Here is a 16,022-nt window from a genome sequence, read left to right as displayed (position 1 = left end):
GAGAAACGAAAACGGCCCACAAGCGGGCCGTTTTGGGAATCAGGCGATATCAGCTGAGCGCTGCCATCACCTTCGAGGTGATCTCTTCCACGGAGCCGACGCCTTCGACGCGGCTGCACTTCGGCGTGCCTTGGGCCGCTTCGAGGTTCTGATAGAACGCAACCAGCGGCTTGGTCTGGGAATGATAAAGGCTCAGGCGATGGCGGATGGTTTCTTCCAGATCGTCCTTGCGCTGAATCAGCTCTTCGCCTGTCAGGTCATCGACGCCAGCCACCTTTGGCGGGTTGTGCTCGGTGTGATAGACGCGACCTGAAGCCGGATGCACACGGCGACCGGACAGGCGACCCACGATCTCTTCATCGTCTACTGCGATTTCCAGCACGTGGTCCAGCTTGACGCCGGCATCACGCAGCGCTTCGGCCTGTGGAATGGTGCGCGGGAAGCCATCGAAGAGGAAACCGTTTGCACAATCGGGCTGCTGCAGACGCTCCTGGATCAGCGCGATGATGATCTCGTCGGAAACCAGACCACCGCTATCCATCACGTCCTTGACCTGCAGGCCCAGGGGCGTGCCGGCCTTGACCGCTGCACGCAACATGTCGCCGGTGGAGATTTGCGGGACGGCGAACTTCTCGGTGATGAAGCGTGCCTGTGTGCCTTTCCCGGCACCCGGCGCTCCCAGCAGAATGACGCGCATGGAGTGAGTCCTCAAGTTTGCAAAGGGATGCCGCCAGGATCGATGCAACGCACCCTCACCTCTGGCGAATCAAAAATTCTGGTTTGCCGCCATGCGACAAAAGGTTGAACACGATACACAGCGCACAGAATGCAGACAAGCGGCGCCCATTGCGTCTTGGCATGCCGATCCCGCGTAGCGTGCGGTGCCGCTAAAATGCCGCTTACTGCCCATGGTGGCGGTTGCCAGACGCCACCTGAGCGAGACTGCGAAGGATCAGCCAGTGTTGCGCAGCCCTGCGGCAATACCCGCGACGCTGACCAGCAAGGCCTGCTCCAGAGGGCTTTCCGCCGGGCTTTGCTGTTGCCGTGAACGCGCCAGCAGTTCGGTCTGCATCAGATGCAGCGGATCGAGATAGGTATTGCGCAGACTGAACGCCTCCAACGTTGTAGGGCTGTGCGCCAGCAGCTCGGACTGCCCGGTCAACTCAAGCACCGCCGCTACAGCCTGCGACAATCTGTCACGTAAATCGCGCCCCAACGGTTGTAGCTCTGCGCTGACCAGTCGCGCGTCGTAGCGTTCGGCTATTTCCGCGTCAGCCTTGGCCAGGACCATTTCGAGCATGTCGATGCGGGTGCTGAAAAACGGCCAGTGCTGGCGCATTGTCTTGAGGCGTTCACTTTCGCCTCGCTCCAGCGCCCCGCGCAGCGCCTGCTCCCAGCCCAGCCAGGCGGGCAGCATCAGTCGCGTCTGGGTCCAGGCGAAGATCCAGGGAATCGCTCGCAGGCTTTCAACACCCCCCTCTCGGCGCTTCGATGGGCGGCTACCCAGCGGCAGACGCCCAAGCTCCTGTTCGGGCGTCGCCTGGCGGAAATACTCGACGAACTGCGGGTGATCGCGCACCACGCTGCGGTAGGTCGACACGCCGTCTGCGGCAAGCTGCTCCATGGTTTCGCGCCAGTCCGGCTCGGGCATCGGCGGCGGTAGCAGGGTCGCTTCAAGCACGGCAGCCAGATACAGGCTGAGGTTCTGCTCGGCAATATCCGGCAGGCCGAACTTGAAGCGGATCATCTCGCCCTGCTCGGTGGTGCGGAATCGCCCCGCTACCGATCCGGGTGGCTGCGAAAGAATCGCCGCATGCGCCGGTCCGCCGCCACGCCCAACCGTGCCGCCACGGCCATGGAACAGCAGCAATTCAACCTGATGAGCGCGGCAGATCTCGACCAGGCTTTCCTGCGCACGGTATTGCGCCCAGGCCGCCGCAGTGGTGCCGGCATCCTTGGCCGAATCCGAGTAGCCGATCATTACCTCTTGCGGACCGTGGAGCCGCTGACGATACCCCGGCAACCCGAGCAGTTTGTCGATGGTCGGCCCGGCATTGTCGAGATCGGCCAGCGTCTCGAATAGCGGCACGACCCGCATCGGCCGTTGCAGCCCAGCTTCCTTGAGTAGCAGCTGTACGGCGAGTACATCCGAGGCGCCCCTTGCCATCGAGATGACATAGGAGCCGAGCGATGCAGCTGGCGCCTGCGCCACCACGCGGCAGGTGTCCAGCACTTCAGCCGTTTCGGCCGAGGGCTGGAAGTTCGGAGGTAGCAAGGGCCGACGGTTGTTCAACTCCGATTGCAGGAAGTCGAGACGCTGCTGCTCGTCCCACTGATCGTAATGGCCGATCCCCAGGTAATCGGTAATTTCGGCCAACGCGGCAACATGCCGGGACGAGTCCTGGCGGACATCCAGGCGCACCAGAAACAAACCGAAGGCAGCAGCCCGGCGCAACGTATCGAGTAAGTCGCCATCGGCGATCATGCCCATGCCGCAGGCATGCAGCGAGTGATAACAGAGCTCCAACGGCTCACACAGGTCCTGATTATCGAACAACACTTGCGCTGGTGCCGGCTGGTCATGCTCGATAGCACCGTTCGCCCAGTCACGCGTGGCTTGTAGGCGCTCGCGCAGGGTCCTGAGCAAGGTCCGGTAGGGCTCGGCCGACTGCCCGCTGCGGTTGAGCAGTTCATCGCTGGCGGTCTGCATCGACAATGCAGTAATCAGGCCGTCGATGTCGCGCAGGAAAAGGTCCGCCGCGACCCAGCGTGCCAACAGCAAAACCTCACGGGTCACCTTCGCCGTCACATTGGGGTTGCCGTCACGATCGCCGCCCATCCAGGACGCGAAACGGATCGGCGCGACGTCCAGCGGCAGGTGCAGACCGGTGCTGCGTTTGAGTGCTTGGTCGGTCTGGCGCAGCACGTTCGGCAGCGCTTGCCACAATGAATTCTCGATGACGGCGAAGCCCCACTTCGCCTCTTCTACCGGTGTCGGTCGGCTGCGACGAATCTCCTCGGTGTGCCAGGCCTCGGCCACGAGCCGCTGCAGACGCAGCTCGATCTTGGCCAGTTCTCCCTGGCCAAGATCGGTGTGGTCCCGCGCCGCCAATTGCGCGGCAATGGCGTCGTATTTCTGGATCAGGGTCCGTCGTGAGACTTCAGTCGGGTGCGCCGTCAACACCAGCTCGATGTCCAGGCGGCCAACCTGGCGTGCCAGAAACTCCTGGCCGAAGCCTTCGCCCTTCAGGCGCTCGAGCAGGCCACCTAATGCACCAGCTTCGGGCGGGCCCGCTTCGTCAGGTCCACGCCTGCGCACCTGGTGATATTGCTCGGCGATATTGGCCAGGTTGAGAAACTGGCTGAAGGCGCGGGTCATCGGCAGCAGCTCGTCATCGCCCAACCCGTCGAGCGTGTCCTGCAACAGCCGAGCCCCATCAGCCGAGCCACGGCGCGCGCCCTTGGCGCCCTTGCGGATGCGCTCGATCTTGTCGAAGAAGGCATCGCCGTGTTGCTCGCGAATTGCATTGCCCAGGAGCTCGCCGAGCAGATGAACGTTTTCGCGCAAACGCGCGTCGATCTTCGCCATGTTCGCCTCTCTTTACAGGCCGCCGCATCGGAAGCACGTAAACAATGCTGCCCATGCTGAACGGCTACGCTGTATGAACCGTCCAAACAGAGTGCACAGCGTCTACGACGAAGACAAGGCATAGCAGAACAAGCCTGTCGATGCTGGCTCGTAATACCCGCCAATATTGCTCGCCAAGCGAGCTAAGGATGGAGCTAGATGAAAATTTCAGAACTGGTCCGGGAATGGGAAAGCAGCGCCACCGGCCGCATGAGCACCGTGCAGTACACCATTCCGCTGGATGTCGAAAGCGCGGCAAGGCTGGCAGCGCTTGCCGAGATGTATCCGAAGCGCAGCACTGAGGAACTGTTAGGCGAACTGGTGGGTGCAGCGCTCGAAGGGATCGAGACTAGCCTCCCCTACGAGCAGGGCTCCAAGGTGATCTCGACGGACGAGCAAGGCGACCCGATCTATGAAGACGTCGGGCCAACGCCGCGCTTCCTGGCCTTGTCACGCAAGCATCTTGAGCGCCTGCTTGCCGAGCGCGCTGAGCAAGCCTGATCGATTTTGAACGTTGGCACCAACGTCGAATGGACGTACGAGGCGGCGTGCCATCGCCCCCTCGCGCCCGCTAAATGGCTCTAGGCAGCCCTTTTCTAATCGTTGGGCTTGTTTTTACTGGAACGATTACGCCCAGCCGGCCTCACAAAACCATGCCCGTTTTATTGCTGACCGCTCCTGACGCGTTCAAAGCACAGCCTAACGGGCACTGTTCTCGATATCCCATCCGATATCCCACTGGAGACTGGCCATGAAAATGAACACCATCGAAAGCCCTCTATCGCGATTTCAGCTGCCCAAGCTGGCAGCCGTTGCACTTGGGGGCCTGTTGCTGGTTGGTTGTGCCGGCAATCCACCAAACGAGCAGTTCGCCGTGACCGAATCGGCCGTGCGTGGCGCGATGAGCGCTGGGGCCACCGAATACGCCCCTGTGGACATGCGCGCCGCTCAGGAAAAGTGGAAGCAGGCCGAACTCGCGATGCAGAAAGAAAACTATGAGGAAGCCCGTCGACTCGCCCAGCAGGCCGAGTGGGACGCCCGGGTTGCAGAGCGCAAGGCACAAGCCGCCAAGGCCCAGAAGGCCGTTGAGGACGCTCAGAAGGGGATTCAGGAGCTGCGCGAAGAAAGCATGCGCGGCCTTCAGCAATAACCCCCTTCCCTTCCGCACTCTCATTTAGCAGAGGATGAATCGACATGCATAAGCTAGTAGCCATCCCCACAGCGATCGCCATGAGCATCGGCCTTGCTGCTTGCTCGTCGCAGCCAAACCAGAATCTGGAAACGGCACGCAGCGAGTTCTCGTCACTGCAGAGCAATCCGCTGTCACAGAAATACGCTGCGCTGGAAACCCAGGACGCCTCCAAGCAACTCGACGAAGCCAACAAGGCCTACCTGAACGACGCGGATGAAGAGCGCGTCAACCAGCTAGCCTACCTGGCCAACCGTCGGATTGACCTGGCCGAACAGACCATCGAACTGCGCAAGGCCGAGCAAGCGATCGAGCAGGCTTCCACGCAGCGCGCACAAGCGCGGCTGGAATCCCGTGAAGCGATGCTCAAGCGTCAGCAGAACGAGATCCGCCAGCTACAGCAGGATTTGCAGGCCAAGCAAACGGAACGCGGCACCCTGGTGACCTTCGGCGACGTGCTGTTCGACCTGAACAAGGCTGAGCTCAAGGCTGCCGGTATGCGCGACGTTCAGAAGCTCGCCGAGTTTCTCAACGAGAATCCAGAGCGCAAGGTCATGGTCGAAGGCTATACCGATAGCACAGGCTCCGATTCGTACAACCAGCAGCTATCCGAGCGTCGAGCTGAAGCGGTGCGCCGCGCCCTCGTCCGCTCCGGTGTAGAAATCGATCGAATCCAGACCGTCGGTTACGGTGAAGCGTATCCGGTTGCGAGCAACGACTCGCCTGCCAGCCGGGCGAGGAACCGCCGCGTTGAAGTGACGATCTCCAACGACGACAAGCGTGTAGCACCGCGCTCTTCGATGGAGTGACGGCGTCTCCAACCGCACCGTGACACCGAAGCCCGCCGTTATGGCGGGCTTCTTGTTTTGCAGCTTTAAACAGCGACGCTATGGCTTGTTTGCCGGTGCCCTCTCGGTCGGCACCTGCTGGCCCATACAGCGGATCGCCCGCTTGCGATTGTCAACCAGCACGCCAGTCAAGCCCTTCTGCTCGGTATCGAAGAGCACCAACACACCGTCAATGCATTCTGCGACCTGTGGCGCGGGTTTGAGCGAGACCCGATAGTCTTCGCCGGGAACGGTTTTGAGCATCGTGTAGTCGGCCAGCAACAGGGCGTCCTCCGGCTTGGCGATGTGCACATAACCGTAGTAGGACAGCACCGCAACGGTGCCGATGACGCTGCCGATAGCGGTGAGAATCAGCGGGATGGGGTTGCGTTCGGACATGACGTGTTCGCCTGATCAAAGAGCCGGCATTGTCGCAAAAATAACGGCCTCAGCGCGAAATCCGCTGACCGCCTGACACCAATCGACCAAGCTAAGCGCACGTCCGGCAACGCGGGTTTGCCATGCGAATGCCAGCAATCGTGAATATCAGTAATCACCTGTCATTGCCGAGGCGAATAGCGCTTCCCGCGCACGCGCTAATTGCCGAAGGTTGCTCGATCTGCTGTGCTGCCATGCTTGCCGTTGCATGCAAGCGTCCTCTTGCCTTCTATAGAACGAGTCCGCAATGGATCTTTCCGCCAGCCCCGACGCTCTCGATCTGAACCAACCATTCGCTGCGGTCCCAGACCTTATCGCCTATTGGGCCCGGCATCGGCCCGACCGCGCCGCGTTGAAACAGGATGAGCGCAGCGTGAGTTACGCCGAACTCGACGCACTGATGAGCAGCGTTGCTGCGGCCCTGCAGCGTGATGGGATGCACGCCGGCGATGTGTTGGCGATCTGTGCATACAACTCCATCGAATACGCCGTCGTGTTTCTCGGAGCGTTGTGCGCCGGCGTTGCAGTAGCCCCTTTGGCGCCCTCGGCCAGCGCCGAAAGCCTGCTGATCATGCTCGCTGACGCCGCGCCCCGCCTGTTGTTCGTTGACACCCATGCGGCCCAGCATCTGGAGCCGGTGGCAACTCGCCTTCCTTGCCCAGCCCTGCGCCTGGAGCAGACAACTGAGGGCGGCCTGTCCGCCTGGCTGAGTGATGCACCGCCGGAGCCCGTAGCGATCCAGCCGGGATGGGCGTTCAACATCATCTATTCCTCCGGCACCACAGGCGAGCCCAAGGGCATCGTGCAATCACATGCCATGCGTTGGGCCCATGTACGCCGCAGCGCTGCCTACGGGTACGGCGACAACGCCACGACGCTGATTTCCACGCCGCTGTACTCCAACACCACGCTGGTGGCCTTTCTGCCGACGCTGGCCCTGGGCGGCACCGTGGTGCTGATGCCCAAGTTCGACGCCGGGGAATACCTGAGCCTGGCGCAGCGGCACGCGGTCACGCACACCATGCTGGTGCCGGTGCAGTACCAGCGGATCATGGCCCGCGAGGACTTCGATCAATACGACCTCGGCCGCTTCCGCTACAAGATGTGCACGAGCGCCCCGTTCAATGCAGTGCTAAAGGCGGATGTTCTGGCGCGCTGGCCGGGCGGGCTGATCGACACCTATGGCATGACCGAAGGCGGCGGCACCTGCATCCTTACAGCCCATGAGCATCCGGACAAATTGCACACCGTCGGCAAGCCTGCCGAGGGGCATGACATTCGAGTGATCGACGACGCGGGTAACGAACTGCCGGAGGGCGCCATCGGCGAGATTGTCGGGCATTCGCCAGCGATGATGACCGGCTACCTGAACAAACCCGAGAAGACCGCCGAAGCGGAGTGGTTCGACCCCAGCGGCAAGCGCTTCATCCGCACGGGCGACGTCGGCCGTTTCGATGCCGAGGGTTTCCTCACCCTGCTCGATCGCAAGAAGGACATGATCATCTCCGGTGGCTTCAACCTGTACCCGAGCGATCTCGAAGCAATCCTGCGTGAGCACCCGGCCATCGCGGACGTGGCCGTGGTAGGCGTGCCTTCAACGCGCTGGGGTGAAACGCCGGTCGCCTTCGTCGTCCGCGCGGCGAATGCGACCGACACGCCTGAGACGCTGCTGGGCTGGTTCAACGAACGCGTCGGCAAGACCCAGCGCCTGGCCCGACTGCAACTGATCGATGAGTTGCCACGCAGCGCCATTGGCAAGGTACTCAAGCGCGAGTTACGGGATCGGTATCTGACGGAGCACGACGCTGTAGATTGAAAACCGGTCGCAAGGGAGCCCGTACCGTTCGGCACGAGGCTCGCTGCGCAAGAGTGATGGTCCGATCATGTCGACGGCCGGCAGGGAGCACTTTAAAGCAGGCCTTCGGCTTGCGTTCGCCGCGGAAACGCTCCGATAGGCCTCGTTGTGCGCACGCTGCTTCATGGGACGCCTGCCTCGGGGCGAAGCTTTTGACTTCCGAAAGCAGGCAAGTCAGTTCAGGCGGCGCTATACCAGCGCTTCAATAGCCTCGCTGGATATCGATAACACCGCTGATGGGCTGGCCCTTTTCCAGCGCGAGGATCTTGTCGGCGATCTGAGCAATGGTGGCCTCGCGCAAGGTTCGCGCCGAAACATGCGGAGTGATAGTGACCTGTGGCATCTGCCAGAACGGATGCGACGACGGCAGCGGTTCTTCCCGGAACACGTCGAGCACTGCTCGGGTCACCTTGCCCTCTTCGATGGCACGGCAAAGATCTTCGTCGACCAGGTGCTCGCCGCGCCCAACGTTGATGATTACCGCGTCAGGCCTTAGCCGCGACAGCAGCGAGTGGTCAATCAGATCGCGGGTACTGTCGGTCAGCGGCAGCGTGTTGACCAGCACGCGCGTTTCAGCGAGGAAGTCATCGAGCTCCACCTCGCCAGCAAAACTGCGCACCCCGTCTATGCCATGTGCGGAACGCGACCATCCCATAACCGGGTAATCCAGTGTCGCCAGCGTCTTGGCGACCCGCTGGCCGATATGCCCGAGCCCGAGCACACCGATCGGCCACTCGCTGCGCTCGATGGGCCGCCGTAACTTCCACTGTCCGGCCGCCTGCTGCTCACGATAGGCGTCCATGTCGCGACTGATGCCAATCACGTGATAGGCAACGTACTCCGCCATCTGCACCGCCATACCGGCATCTTCCAGGCGCACTATCGGGATATCGCGCGGCAGGTTAGGTATCCGCACCAGCGCATCCACGCCTGCGCCAAGGTTGAACACCGCCTTCAGTTGCGGCTCCTTGTCGAACAGCGTCGCGGGCGGATGCCAGACGATGGCGTAGTCAGCGGCGCAACTCGGATTGTCCGGCTGCCACACCTGGATTTCGGCGTCTGGCAGGTGTTGCTGGATCAGGCTGGTCCAACGTTCGGGCTTGGGGTCGGCGGCGACGAAGAGGATTTTCATGGTCACTCAGCTTTATTCCTTGGAAGACGTCCGGAGCGCGCTAGCGTAGCGCTATATCGCATAGACATGACCATTGGCTTCCAGCAGACGCAACAATGCGGGCCAGGTCAGTTTGGCGGCGCTGCCCAGCTCGGCCGATTGCTGGCGAGTCGTCTCGATGGCAGCCGCTGAAGGCATATGGGTCGGGCCGCAGGCCTGAGCGCGCACCTGAATCTCGCAGGCCTTCATCAGGAAATAGAGGTAGGTGAAGGCTTCGGCGACAGTGCCGCCTGCCGTCAACACGCCGTGGTTGCGCAGCATCATCATCCGTTTGTCACCGAGGTCGCGGATCAGCCGCTCGCGTTCGCTCAGGTCCAGCGCCACGCCTTCGTATTCGTGATAGCAGAGGTGATCGAGGCAGAGCATGGCCGTCTGGCTCAGCGGCAGCAGCCCATCGCGATGCGCCGAAACCGCGACGCCGTCAGCAGCATGTAGGTGCATGACCGCACCGGCATCTTCGCGGCCCATGTGTACCGCGCTGTGGATGGTGAAACCGGCCGGGTTGACCCGATGCAGGCTGCCGCTCTGGACGATCTGCCCCTCCTGATCGACCTTGACCAGCGACGAGGCGGTGATCTCCTGAAACAACAGGCCGTAGGGGTTGATCAGAAAATGGTGTTCCGGCCCCGGTACGCGGGCGGAGAGATGGGTGAACACCAGGTCATCCCAGCCGAAATGCGCGACCAGTCGATAGGCCGCCGCCAGATCCTTGCGCACCTGCCATTCGGCTTCCCGGTTCGTAGCGGTTGAATCTTGCATAGCATCTGCTCCGTTGATTTCGAAGGCGCCAGCCGGCGCGTGGCCTTGTAATGGCTTCGCTGCCGTCAGGCCTGCTCGGTGCTGGCGGCGTGTTTGCGGTTTTCTTCTTCCTGCAGCGCACGCCACATCAGCTTGCCCGTGGAGGACCGCGGCAACGATGCGACGAACTCCACGTAGACCGGCGCCTTGTAAGCGGCCATCTCGGCCTTGCACCAGTCGATGATGTCCTGCTCGCTGACCAGCCCGGCCTGCCCATCGCGCAGCACGACGCATGCCTTGACCGTCTCACCGCGCTTGGGGTCGGGCCGCGAGATCACGCAGCACTCCTGGATCGCCGGGTGGCGGTACATCAGGCTTTCCACTTCCGACGGCCAGACTTTGAAGCCGGACGCATTGATCATCCGCTTGACCCGGTCTACCAGGAAGAAATAGCCCTCTTCATCGTAGTAGCCCATGTCGCCGGTGCGGAAAAACCTGTGGCCATCGAGCTTGATGAAGGCGCGCTCGGTCTCTTCCGGACGGTTCCAGTAACCTTGGAACAGCTGCGGCCCACGGCTGATGATTTCGCCTACTTCATTGGGGCCAAGCTCCTGCCCGGTATTCAGATCGATGACGCGGCTGTCGACATCGAACACCGGAATCCCGAGGCACTGCGCCTTGGGTCGCGGCACCGGGTTGATATGGGTGGCCGCGATGGTTTCGGAAAGCCCATAGCCTTCGATGTAACGCAGGCCGGTAAGCCGATGCAGCTTCTCCTCAACCGCCTTGGGCATTGCGGCGCCACCGCCGCCGACGCTGACCAGGCTGGACAGGTTGTAGCGCTCCAGGTCCGGATCGGAGAGAAAGTCGATGGCCATCGTGGCGATATTTACCCAGCCGGTCACGGCGTGGCGCTCGATCAGTTGCGCTGCAACCTTGCGGTCCCAGCGGGTCATGATCACGGCGGTGCCGCCGTTGTAGATCGGCCCGCTCATGGCGCCCTGCATGCCCGTGACATGAAAGTAAGGCAGTGTCGCCAGGATTACCGATTCGCTGGTGCTGTTGGTCCAGATGATGCGATGGATGATGGTCGCCATCGCCGAACGATGGGTATGCATGCAGCCCTTGGGCGCGCCGGTGGTGCCGGAGCTGTAAGGGAACACACAGAGATCGTCCGGACCGGCCGTGTGCGGACCGGGCGCGTGGCCGGCCGCGATAGCCTCGCGCCAGGCGGTGCCGCCTGAGAACGTCGGCGCGGCGACGGGCGCCTGCACTTCGGCCGGCAGCGCCAGATCGGTGGGCTGGCGGACATACTCCGAGTAGGCCGCAACGATTACCTGACGCAGCTGCGCCGTGCCGACCAGCGGCGCGATGAAGCCGGTCAGTTCTTGCCCGCAGATACATACGGCCGCGCCCGTGTCGTGCAAGTAGTGCTCCAGCTCGGCGCTGTGGTTCATCGGGTTAACCGGTACCACCACCGCGTCCGCGCGCAGGATTGCATAGTAGGCGATGGTGAATTGCGGCGAGTTCTGCATATACAGCAGCACCCGATCGCCCTTGGCGACGCCCAACTGCTGCAGGTAACCGGCCATCGCTTCGACTTCGCGCAGCAGTTCAGCGTAGGTGATCAAGGTGTCGTAGAAAACGATCGCCGTCTTGTCCGGAAAGCGGCGCGTGGAAATCTCGAGATTGGTGAACAGGCTGGTTTCCGGCACGCTCAGGTGCTTAGGCAGATCCTCGGGCCAGACCGCATGATGGCGAGTGAACATTTCTGAACTCCTGAATCGCTGTTAAAGGGCCAAGTCGGCCATGGCCCTTTCTTCGCCCCACTCGAGCCAGCCCCGGGTGTCGCGCAAGGGTGTGATCGCGATGCGCTTTTCACGCAGCGCAGCGACGTCGGCCTCAGGGGCGACGATATGTGAAGACGAATGCTCGAAGCCAAGCCACCAGTACGGCAAGCCGCGTCCGTCACGCCCTGCCTGCAAACGCGGCCGGGTGATCGAGCCGCGCGATTGCTGGGTCATTCGCAGATGGCTGACGAGGTCAGCCGAACAAGCCGGGAAATTCACGTTCCAGCAACAGCCGTTTTCTTCACGACGTGCCCAGAGCGCACGGATCGTGGTTTCCGCGTAGGTCTCGACACAGGACCAATCGATCCCTGTGCGATCAAGAAAGGCCTGGCTCAGGCCGATGGCCGGAATGCCCAGCAGGTCGGCGCTGAGTACCGCGCCGAGGGTGCCCGAATAAGGCACCGAATCGCCGATGTTCGCCCCGCTGTTGACGCCCGAAAGCACCAGATCAGGCGGCGAGTCCTGCAGCCATTCGGCCATGGCGAACATCACGCAATCCGATGGCGTTCCCGAGACGGCGAAACGCCGCTCACCATGGTGATACACCCGCAGCGGCGCGTGCACGGAAATGCCCTGACCGGTACCGCTCTGATCGTGCTCGGGCGCCACCACCCAGACCTCTTCGGCCAGTTGCGCGGCGATCCGCTCGAGCAACGCCAGCCCCGGCGCAGCGATACCGTCATCATTGGTCAATAAAACGCGGCGTAGCAACGGAACGCTCATACGGTTACCCCGCTGCCATTCTGGGCGATCCGCCAACCCGCTTCGGCCAGCAGGCCGGCGCGCTGGCCAACCTGCAACGCATCGGCATTGCTGGCATTGCCCTGCAACGCCCGGGCATAGACGCCCTGCAGGATCGCCGCGAGCCGGAACAGTGAAAACGCCACGAACACATGCCAGTCGTCGATGGCGTCGCGCCCGCTCTTCAGGCAATACCGTTGCAGTACGTCTTGCTCGGACGGAATGCCCTGCCCCTGCAGATCGATGCCGATCAATCCACGCAGTCCGTCGACACCCGCCGGCAGGTGATACGGCAAGCAGAAGTACGCGAGGTCTGCGAGCGGATGGCCGAGGGTCGACAGTTCCCAGTCGAGAATTGCCGCCACCTTCGCCTCACTCGGATCGAAAATCAGATTGCCGAGCCGGTAGTCACCGTGGGCAATGGCGCACTCGTCGCGCTGCGGCGCATGCTCAGGCAACCAGCGCATCAGCTCTTCCATCGCTGGCATGTCGCCGGTCCGGGACGCCTGATACTGGCCGGACCAGCGCTTCACCTGGCGCGCGAAGTAGCCCTGAGCCTTGCCAAAATCACCCAGGCCCACCTTTTCGACGTCAACTTGATGAAGCTCGGCCATCGTATCGATGGCGGCCAGATGGATCGGCCGGCGTTCGGCGGCAGTCAGTTCGTTCAACGCTGGATGGCCGAAGATCCGTCCCTCTATGTGATCCATGACGTAAAAGGCGGTGCCGATGATGGTTTCGTCCTCGCACAGCAGGTGTACGCGTGGGACCGGAACAGTGGTGTGCTCGGACAGGGCACGGATCACCTTGTATTCGCGCTCGACCATATGCGCAGACGGCAGCACCTTGCCCGGCGGTTTCTTGCGCAATACGTAGCGGGGACCGGCACTTTCCAGAAGATAGGTGGGGTTGGACTGGCCGCCCTGGAACTGCCGAACCCTTAGCTCGGGGCCCAATTCGGGCAGCTGCTGCCGAAGGTATTGAGCCAGCGCCGCCTCATCAAAACGATGCGCGGGAAGCACGTCGATCAGTTCGGGTTCGTTCATCGCTGCGCCCTCAGCATGCAGTTTCGCCGCCATCCGCGACGATCACCTGCCCGGTAATGTAGGCACTGGCGGGCGCCGCGAGAAAGACTGCCAGCCCGGCGATGTCCACCGGTTCGCCGATACGGCGCAGTGGCGTTTTCTCGGCAGCACGGCGGACCCGCTCTGGATCATCGAGCAAGGCCTTGGCGAAATCGGTACGTACAAGTCCCGGGGCGATGGCGTTGACGCGGATGCCTTTGGGCCCCCACTCCGCCGCCAGATTGCGCGCCAGCGCCGCCTCGGCGGCCTTGGATACGCCGTAGGTGCCGATCACCGTATTGCCGCGCAGCCCGGCGATGCTGGAGAGCATGATCACCGCACCCTCCCCTCGCTCGGCCATCTGTGGCAACACCATGTTCGAGAGCCAGAAGGTACCCTTGACGTTGGTGTCCATAATCTTGTCCCAGGCGTCGTCGGTCAGCTCGCTGGTCGGTCCATAAACCGGATTGGTGGCGGCATTGCAGACCAGCACGTCGATGCGTCCCCAAGCCTGCAGCGTGGTGTCGACCAGCCGCTGCAGGTCTTCTTTGCGACCCACATGGCACGGCACGGCGATGGCCTCGTGGCCAGCCGCGTTCAGCTCGGCAGCCACCGCTTCGCAGGCGTCAGCCTTACGACTGGAAATCACCACGCGCGCGCCGCAACGGGCCATTTCTTCGGCGATGGAGCGACCGATACCGCGAGTGGAACCCGTGATCAGCGCCACCTTTCCGGACAGGTCGAATAATGGGTTGGTCATCGGACGGCATCCTTTTGTTGGTTTTGTTGGAGGCTCAGCGCTTGCTGGCGTAGTTTTTCAGTTCCAGCTTGGCGATGGTATCCAGGTGTACCTCGTCCGGGCCGTCGGCCAAACGCAGGGTCCGCTGGTGCGCCCAGGCCGCGGCAAGGAAGCTGTCCTGGCTGACACCCTTGGCGCCGTGGACCTGAATCGCGCGGTCCAGCACGCGCAGCGCCATGCTCGGTGCGGCGGCCTTGATCATCGCGATCTCCTGGCGTGCCACTTTGTTGCCGACGGTGTCCATCATGCGTGCCGCTTTCAGCGTCAGCAGGCGGGTCTGTTCGATTTCGATGCGCGAACGTGCGATGTCCTTGCGGATCGAGTCGAAGTCAGCCAGCGGCTTACCAAACGCGACACGCGAATGCACCCGCTCGCACATGGCTTGCAACGCCCGCTCGGCTACGCCGATGGTGCGCATGCAATGGTGGATGCGGCCTGGGCCGAGTCGCCCCTGGGCAATTTCGAAGCCGCGGCCTTCACCGAGCAGCATGTTGCTGACAGGCACCCGGACATTGTTGTAATGGATTTCGGCATGGCCATGAGGCGCGTGGTCGTAACCGAACACGTGGAGCGCACGGACGATCTCGACGCCAGGCGTATCCAGCGGCACGAGGATCATCGACTGTTGCCGATGCCGCTCGGCCGAGGGATCGGTTTTGCCCATGACGATGGCGATCTTGCAGGTCGTGGTCATTGCGCCTGACGACCACCACTTCTGCCCATTGATCACATATTCGTCGCCTTCGCGGCGGATCTCGCATGCGATATTGGTCGCGTCGGATGACGCAACCTCGGGTTCGGTCATGGAGAAGCAGGAGCGAATCTCGCCGTTGAGCAGCGGCTTGAGCCACTGTTCCTGCTGCTCTGGCGTGCCGTAGCGCGCCAGCACTTCCATGTTGCCGGTATCCGGTGCGGAGCAGTTGAAGACCTCGGCGGCGACATGCGAGCGGCCCATGATTTCGCAGAGGTGGGCATACTCGAAATTGGTCAGCCCGGCGCCGTGTTCGCTTTCCGGAAGGAACAGATTCCACAGTCCCTGCGCTCGGGCTTTAGCCTTGAGTGTTTCGAGGATAGGCGGCGGTGCCCAGCGATTGTTGGCGGTGGCGACCTGCTCGTGAAAGACATGTTCGTTCGGGTAGATATGTTGATCCATGAACGCCGTGAGTTGCTGCTGGAGTTCCAGCGCCTTGCCGGTCAGTTCATACATTGCCGTCTTCCTTCTTGTTGTTAGGTGCGAGGAAATCCATCGGCACGCCTTGCGCCTGCTCGCTGCCGGAGCGCAGTCGGAAGGTCGCTTCACCAATCGCCAGCAGGCGATCATCTGCGTCGCGCACCTCACCCGAGCTGTTGAAAATGCGAGTCCCACCGGCACGTCGCCGTCCAATGGCGCGTATCACACCGCCCGAGCATTGGCCGGTAAAGGTGGTGTTGAGCACCAGGGTGATGGCCTTGCGAACGCGTCCCGGATAAGGGCAATAGGTGCCAGCTTCCGCGAGCACCACATCCAGCAGCGCAGTTATCACGCCGCCATGAAGCACGCCGGCCATATTCAGGTGGCAGGCCTGCACATCGAGCTCGATCACGGCTTCGTCTTCAGTCCAGGACACCTGACGATAGCCAAGCACCTGGTGAAAGCCAGGCAGGTCGCTGCCTCCGCTGATCGGCAAATGACTCGGCCGGCTGTCGTCAACCGGCGGCTCCGTCTCCTGCCCTTTCATCGGG

At 62.3% G+C, this 16,022-nt stretch carries 15 protein-coding genes; 4 read left to right on the top strand and 11 right to left on the bottom strand.

Annotated features, from left to right (window positions below):
- Nucleotides 1-49: 49 nt before the first annotated feature.
- The gene (gene adk, locus ACIGHL_RS00960; RefSeq protein WP_128118990.1) at nucleotides 50-697 is read right to left on the bottom strand and encodes an adenylate kinase; all 648 of its coding nucleotides are present in this window, start codon (nucleotides 695-697) and stop codon (nucleotides 50-52) included.
- Between the two features lie 255 nt (nucleotides 698-952).
- Complete coding sequence (gene ppc / locus ACIGHL_RS00955; protein ID WP_128118989.1) at nucleotides 953-3,589, bottom strand: phosphoenolpyruvate carboxylase; 2,637 nt, start codon at nucleotides 3,587-3,589, stop codon at nucleotides 953-955.
- Nucleotides 3,590-3,787: 198 nt separating this feature from the next.
- Between ppc and ACIGHL_RS00950 the strand changes: the two genes are divergently transcribed.
- The 3 genes from ACIGHL_RS00950 (at nucleotide 3,788) to lptF (ending at nucleotide 5,626) form a co-directional block, all read left to right on the top strand.
- Complete coding sequence (locus tag ACIGHL_RS00950; RefSeq protein ID WP_128118988.1) at nucleotides 3,788-4,129, top strand: pilin assembly protein; 342 nt, start codon at nucleotides 3,788-3,790, stop codon at nucleotides 4,127-4,129.
- Nucleotides 4,130-4,379: 250 nt separating this feature from the next.
- A complete protein-coding gene (locus ACIGHL_RS00945; RefSeq protein ID WP_128118987.1) occupies nucleotides 4,380-4,778 on the top strand; it encodes a DUF4398 domain-containing protein in 399 nt (132 codons plus the stop codon).
- Nucleotides 4,779-4,822: 44 nt separating this feature from the next.
- Nucleotides 4,823-5,626 (top strand): lipotoxin F family OmpA-related lipoprotein LptF, encoded by an 804-nt coding sequence (gene lptF / locus ACIGHL_RS00940; RefSeq protein ID WP_128118986.1) that lies wholly within the window; start codon nucleotides 4,823-4,825, stop codon nucleotides 5,624-5,626.
- A gap of 78 nt (nucleotides 5,627-5,704) precedes the next feature.
- Here the strand turns inward: lptF and ACIGHL_RS00935 are convergent, their stop codons facing one another.
- Nucleotides 5,705-6,043 carry a PA3694 family proteiin gene (locus ACIGHL_RS00935; RefSeq protein WP_045425387.1) on the bottom strand — a complete coding sequence of 113 codons (339 nt, stop codon included), beginning with the start codon at nucleotides 6,041-6,043 and terminating at the stop codon, nucleotides 5,705-5,707.
- A 286-nt stretch (nucleotides 6,044-6,329) separates the two neighbouring features.
- Between ACIGHL_RS00935 and ACIGHL_RS00930 the strand changes: the two genes are divergently transcribed.
- Nucleotides 6,330-7,898 carry a class I adenylate-forming enzyme family protein gene (locus ACIGHL_RS00930; RefSeq protein WP_128118985.1) on the top strand — a complete coding sequence of 523 codons (1,569 nt, stop codon included), beginning with the start codon at nucleotides 6,330-6,332 and terminating at the stop codon, nucleotides 7,896-7,898.
- A gap of 241 nt (nucleotides 7,899-8,139) precedes the next feature.
- Here ACIGHL_RS00930 and ACIGHL_RS00925 read toward each other — a convergent pair whose 3' ends face one another.
- From ACIGHL_RS00925 to ACIGHL_RS00890, 8 genes are all read right to left on the bottom strand, one after another.
- The gene (locus ACIGHL_RS00925; protein WP_128119285.1) at nucleotides 8,140-9,069 is read right to left on the bottom strand and encodes a 2-hydroxyacid dehydrogenase; all 930 of its coding nucleotides are present in this window, start codon (nucleotides 9,067-9,069) and stop codon (nucleotides 8,140-8,142) included.
- Nucleotides 9,070-9,120: 51 nt separating this feature from the next.
- Complete coding sequence (locus ACIGHL_RS00920; RefSeq protein ID WP_045425379.1) at nucleotides 9,121-9,867, bottom strand: class II aldolase/adducin family protein; 747 nt, start codon at nucleotides 9,865-9,867, stop codon at nucleotides 9,121-9,123.
- 65 nt (nucleotides 9,868-9,932) lie between these two features.
- Nucleotides 9,933-11,615, bottom strand: a complete 1,683-nt coding sequence (locus tag ACIGHL_RS00915; RefSeq protein ID WP_128118984.1) for a long-chain fatty acid--CoA ligase — start codon at nucleotides 11,613-11,615, stop codon at nucleotides 9,933-9,935.
- A 21-nt stretch (nucleotides 11,616-11,636) separates the two neighbouring features.
- Nucleotides 11,637-12,419 carry a 5'/3'-nucleotidase SurE gene (gene surE, locus ACIGHL_RS00910; protein ID WP_128118983.1) on the bottom strand — a complete coding sequence of 261 codons (783 nt, stop codon included), beginning with the start codon at nucleotides 12,417-12,419 and terminating at the stop codon, nucleotides 11,637-11,639.
- Nucleotides 12,416-13,483: a phosphotransferase gene (locus tag ACIGHL_RS00905; protein WP_128118982.1), complete on the bottom strand. Its 1,068-nt coding sequence runs from the start codon at nucleotides 13,481-13,483 to the stop codon at nucleotides 12,416-12,418. Before ACIGHL_RS00905 ends, surE begins: the two co-directional genes overlap by 4 nt.
- A 10-nt stretch (nucleotides 13,484-13,493) precedes the next feature.
- Nucleotides 13,494-14,261, bottom strand: coding sequence for an SDR family NAD(P)-dependent oxidoreductase (locus ACIGHL_RS00900; protein ID WP_128118981.1), 768 nt, complete (start codon nucleotides 14,259-14,261; stop codon nucleotides 13,494-13,496).
- Nucleotides 14,262-14,295: 34 nt separating this feature from the next.
- The gene (locus ACIGHL_RS00895; protein ID WP_128118980.1) at nucleotides 14,296-15,507 is read right to left on the bottom strand and encodes an acyl-CoA dehydrogenase family protein; all 1,212 of its coding nucleotides are present in this window, start codon (nucleotides 15,505-15,507) and stop codon (nucleotides 14,296-14,298) included.
- Nucleotides 15,500-16,018, bottom strand: a complete 519-nt coding sequence (locus ACIGHL_RS00890) for a PaaI family thioesterase (RefSeq protein WP_181689940.1) — start codon at nucleotides 16,016-16,018, stop codon at nucleotides 15,500-15,502. Before ACIGHL_RS00890 ends, ACIGHL_RS00895 begins: the two co-directional genes overlap by 8 nt.
- Nucleotides 16,019-16,022: the final 4 nt, after the last annotated feature.

This window comes from Pseudomonas sp. NPDC077451 (assembly GCF_044543345.1).
Taxonomy (GTDB): domain Bacteria; phylum Pseudomonadota; class Gammaproteobacteria; order Pseudomonadales; family Pseudomonadaceae; genus Stutzerimonas.
The sequence above is the reverse complement of the archived record's forward strand: the minus strand, read 5'-3'. Positions and strand labels throughout refer to the sequence as shown.

Bases quoted from the DNA above. Each gene is read 5' to 3' on its own strand.
- ACIGHL_RS00900 (WP_128118981.1), bottom strand. From the start codon at position 14,261: ATGACCAACCCATTATTCGACCTGTCCGGAAAGGTGGCGCTGATCACG.
- ACIGHL_RS00935 (WP_045425387.1), bottom strand. From the start codon at position 6,043: ATGTCCGAACGCAACCCCATCCCGCTGATTCTCACCGCTATCGGCAGC.
- adk (WP_128118990.1), bottom strand. From the start codon at position 697: ATGCGCGTCATTCTGCTGGGAGCGCCGGGTGCCGGGAAAGGCACACAG.
- ppc (WP_128118989.1), bottom strand. From the start codon at position 3,589: ATGGCGAAGATCGACGCGCGTTTGCGCGAAAACGTTCATCTGCTCGGC.
- ACIGHL_RS00905 (WP_128118982.1), bottom strand. From the start codon at position 13,483: ATGAACGAACCCGAACTGATCGACGTGCTTCCCGCGCATCGTTTTGAT.
- ACIGHL_RS00950 (WP_128118988.1), top strand. From the start codon at position 3,788: ATGAAAATTTCAGAACTGGTCCGGGAATGGGAAAGCAGCGCCACCGGC.
- ACIGHL_RS00895 (WP_128118980.1), bottom strand. From the start codon at position 15,507: ATGTATGAACTGACCGGCAAGGCGCTGGAACTCCAGCAGCAACTCACG.
- ACIGHL_RS00915 (WP_128118984.1), bottom strand. From the start codon at position 11,615: ATGTTCACTCGCCATCATGCGGTCTGGCCCGAGGATCTGCCTAAGCAC.
- ACIGHL_RS00930 (WP_128118985.1), top strand. From the start codon at position 6,330: ATGGATCTTTCCGCCAGCCCCGACGCTCTCGATCTGAACCAACCATTC.
- ACIGHL_RS00925 (WP_128119285.1), bottom strand. From the start codon at position 9,069: ATGAAAATCCTCTTCGTCGCCGCCGACCCCAAGCCCGAACGTTGGACC.
- ACIGHL_RS00945 (WP_128118987.1), top strand. From the start codon at position 4,380: ATGAAAATGAACACCATCGAAAGCCCTCTATCGCGATTTCAGCTGCCC.
- surE (WP_128118983.1), bottom strand. From the start codon at position 12,419: ATGAGCGTTCCGTTGCTACGCCGCGTTTTATTGACCAATGATGACGGT.
- lptF (WP_128118986.1), top strand. From the start codon at position 4,823: ATGCATAAGCTAGTAGCCATCCCCACAGCGATCGCCATGAGCATCGGC.
- ACIGHL_RS00890 (WP_181689940.1), bottom strand. From the start codon at position 16,018: ATGAAAGGGCAGGAGACGGAGCCGCCGGTTGACGACAGCCGGCCGAGT.
- ACIGHL_RS00920 (WP_045425379.1), bottom strand. From the start codon at position 9,867: ATGCAAGATTCAACCGCTACGAACCGGGAAGCCGAATGGCAGGTGCGC.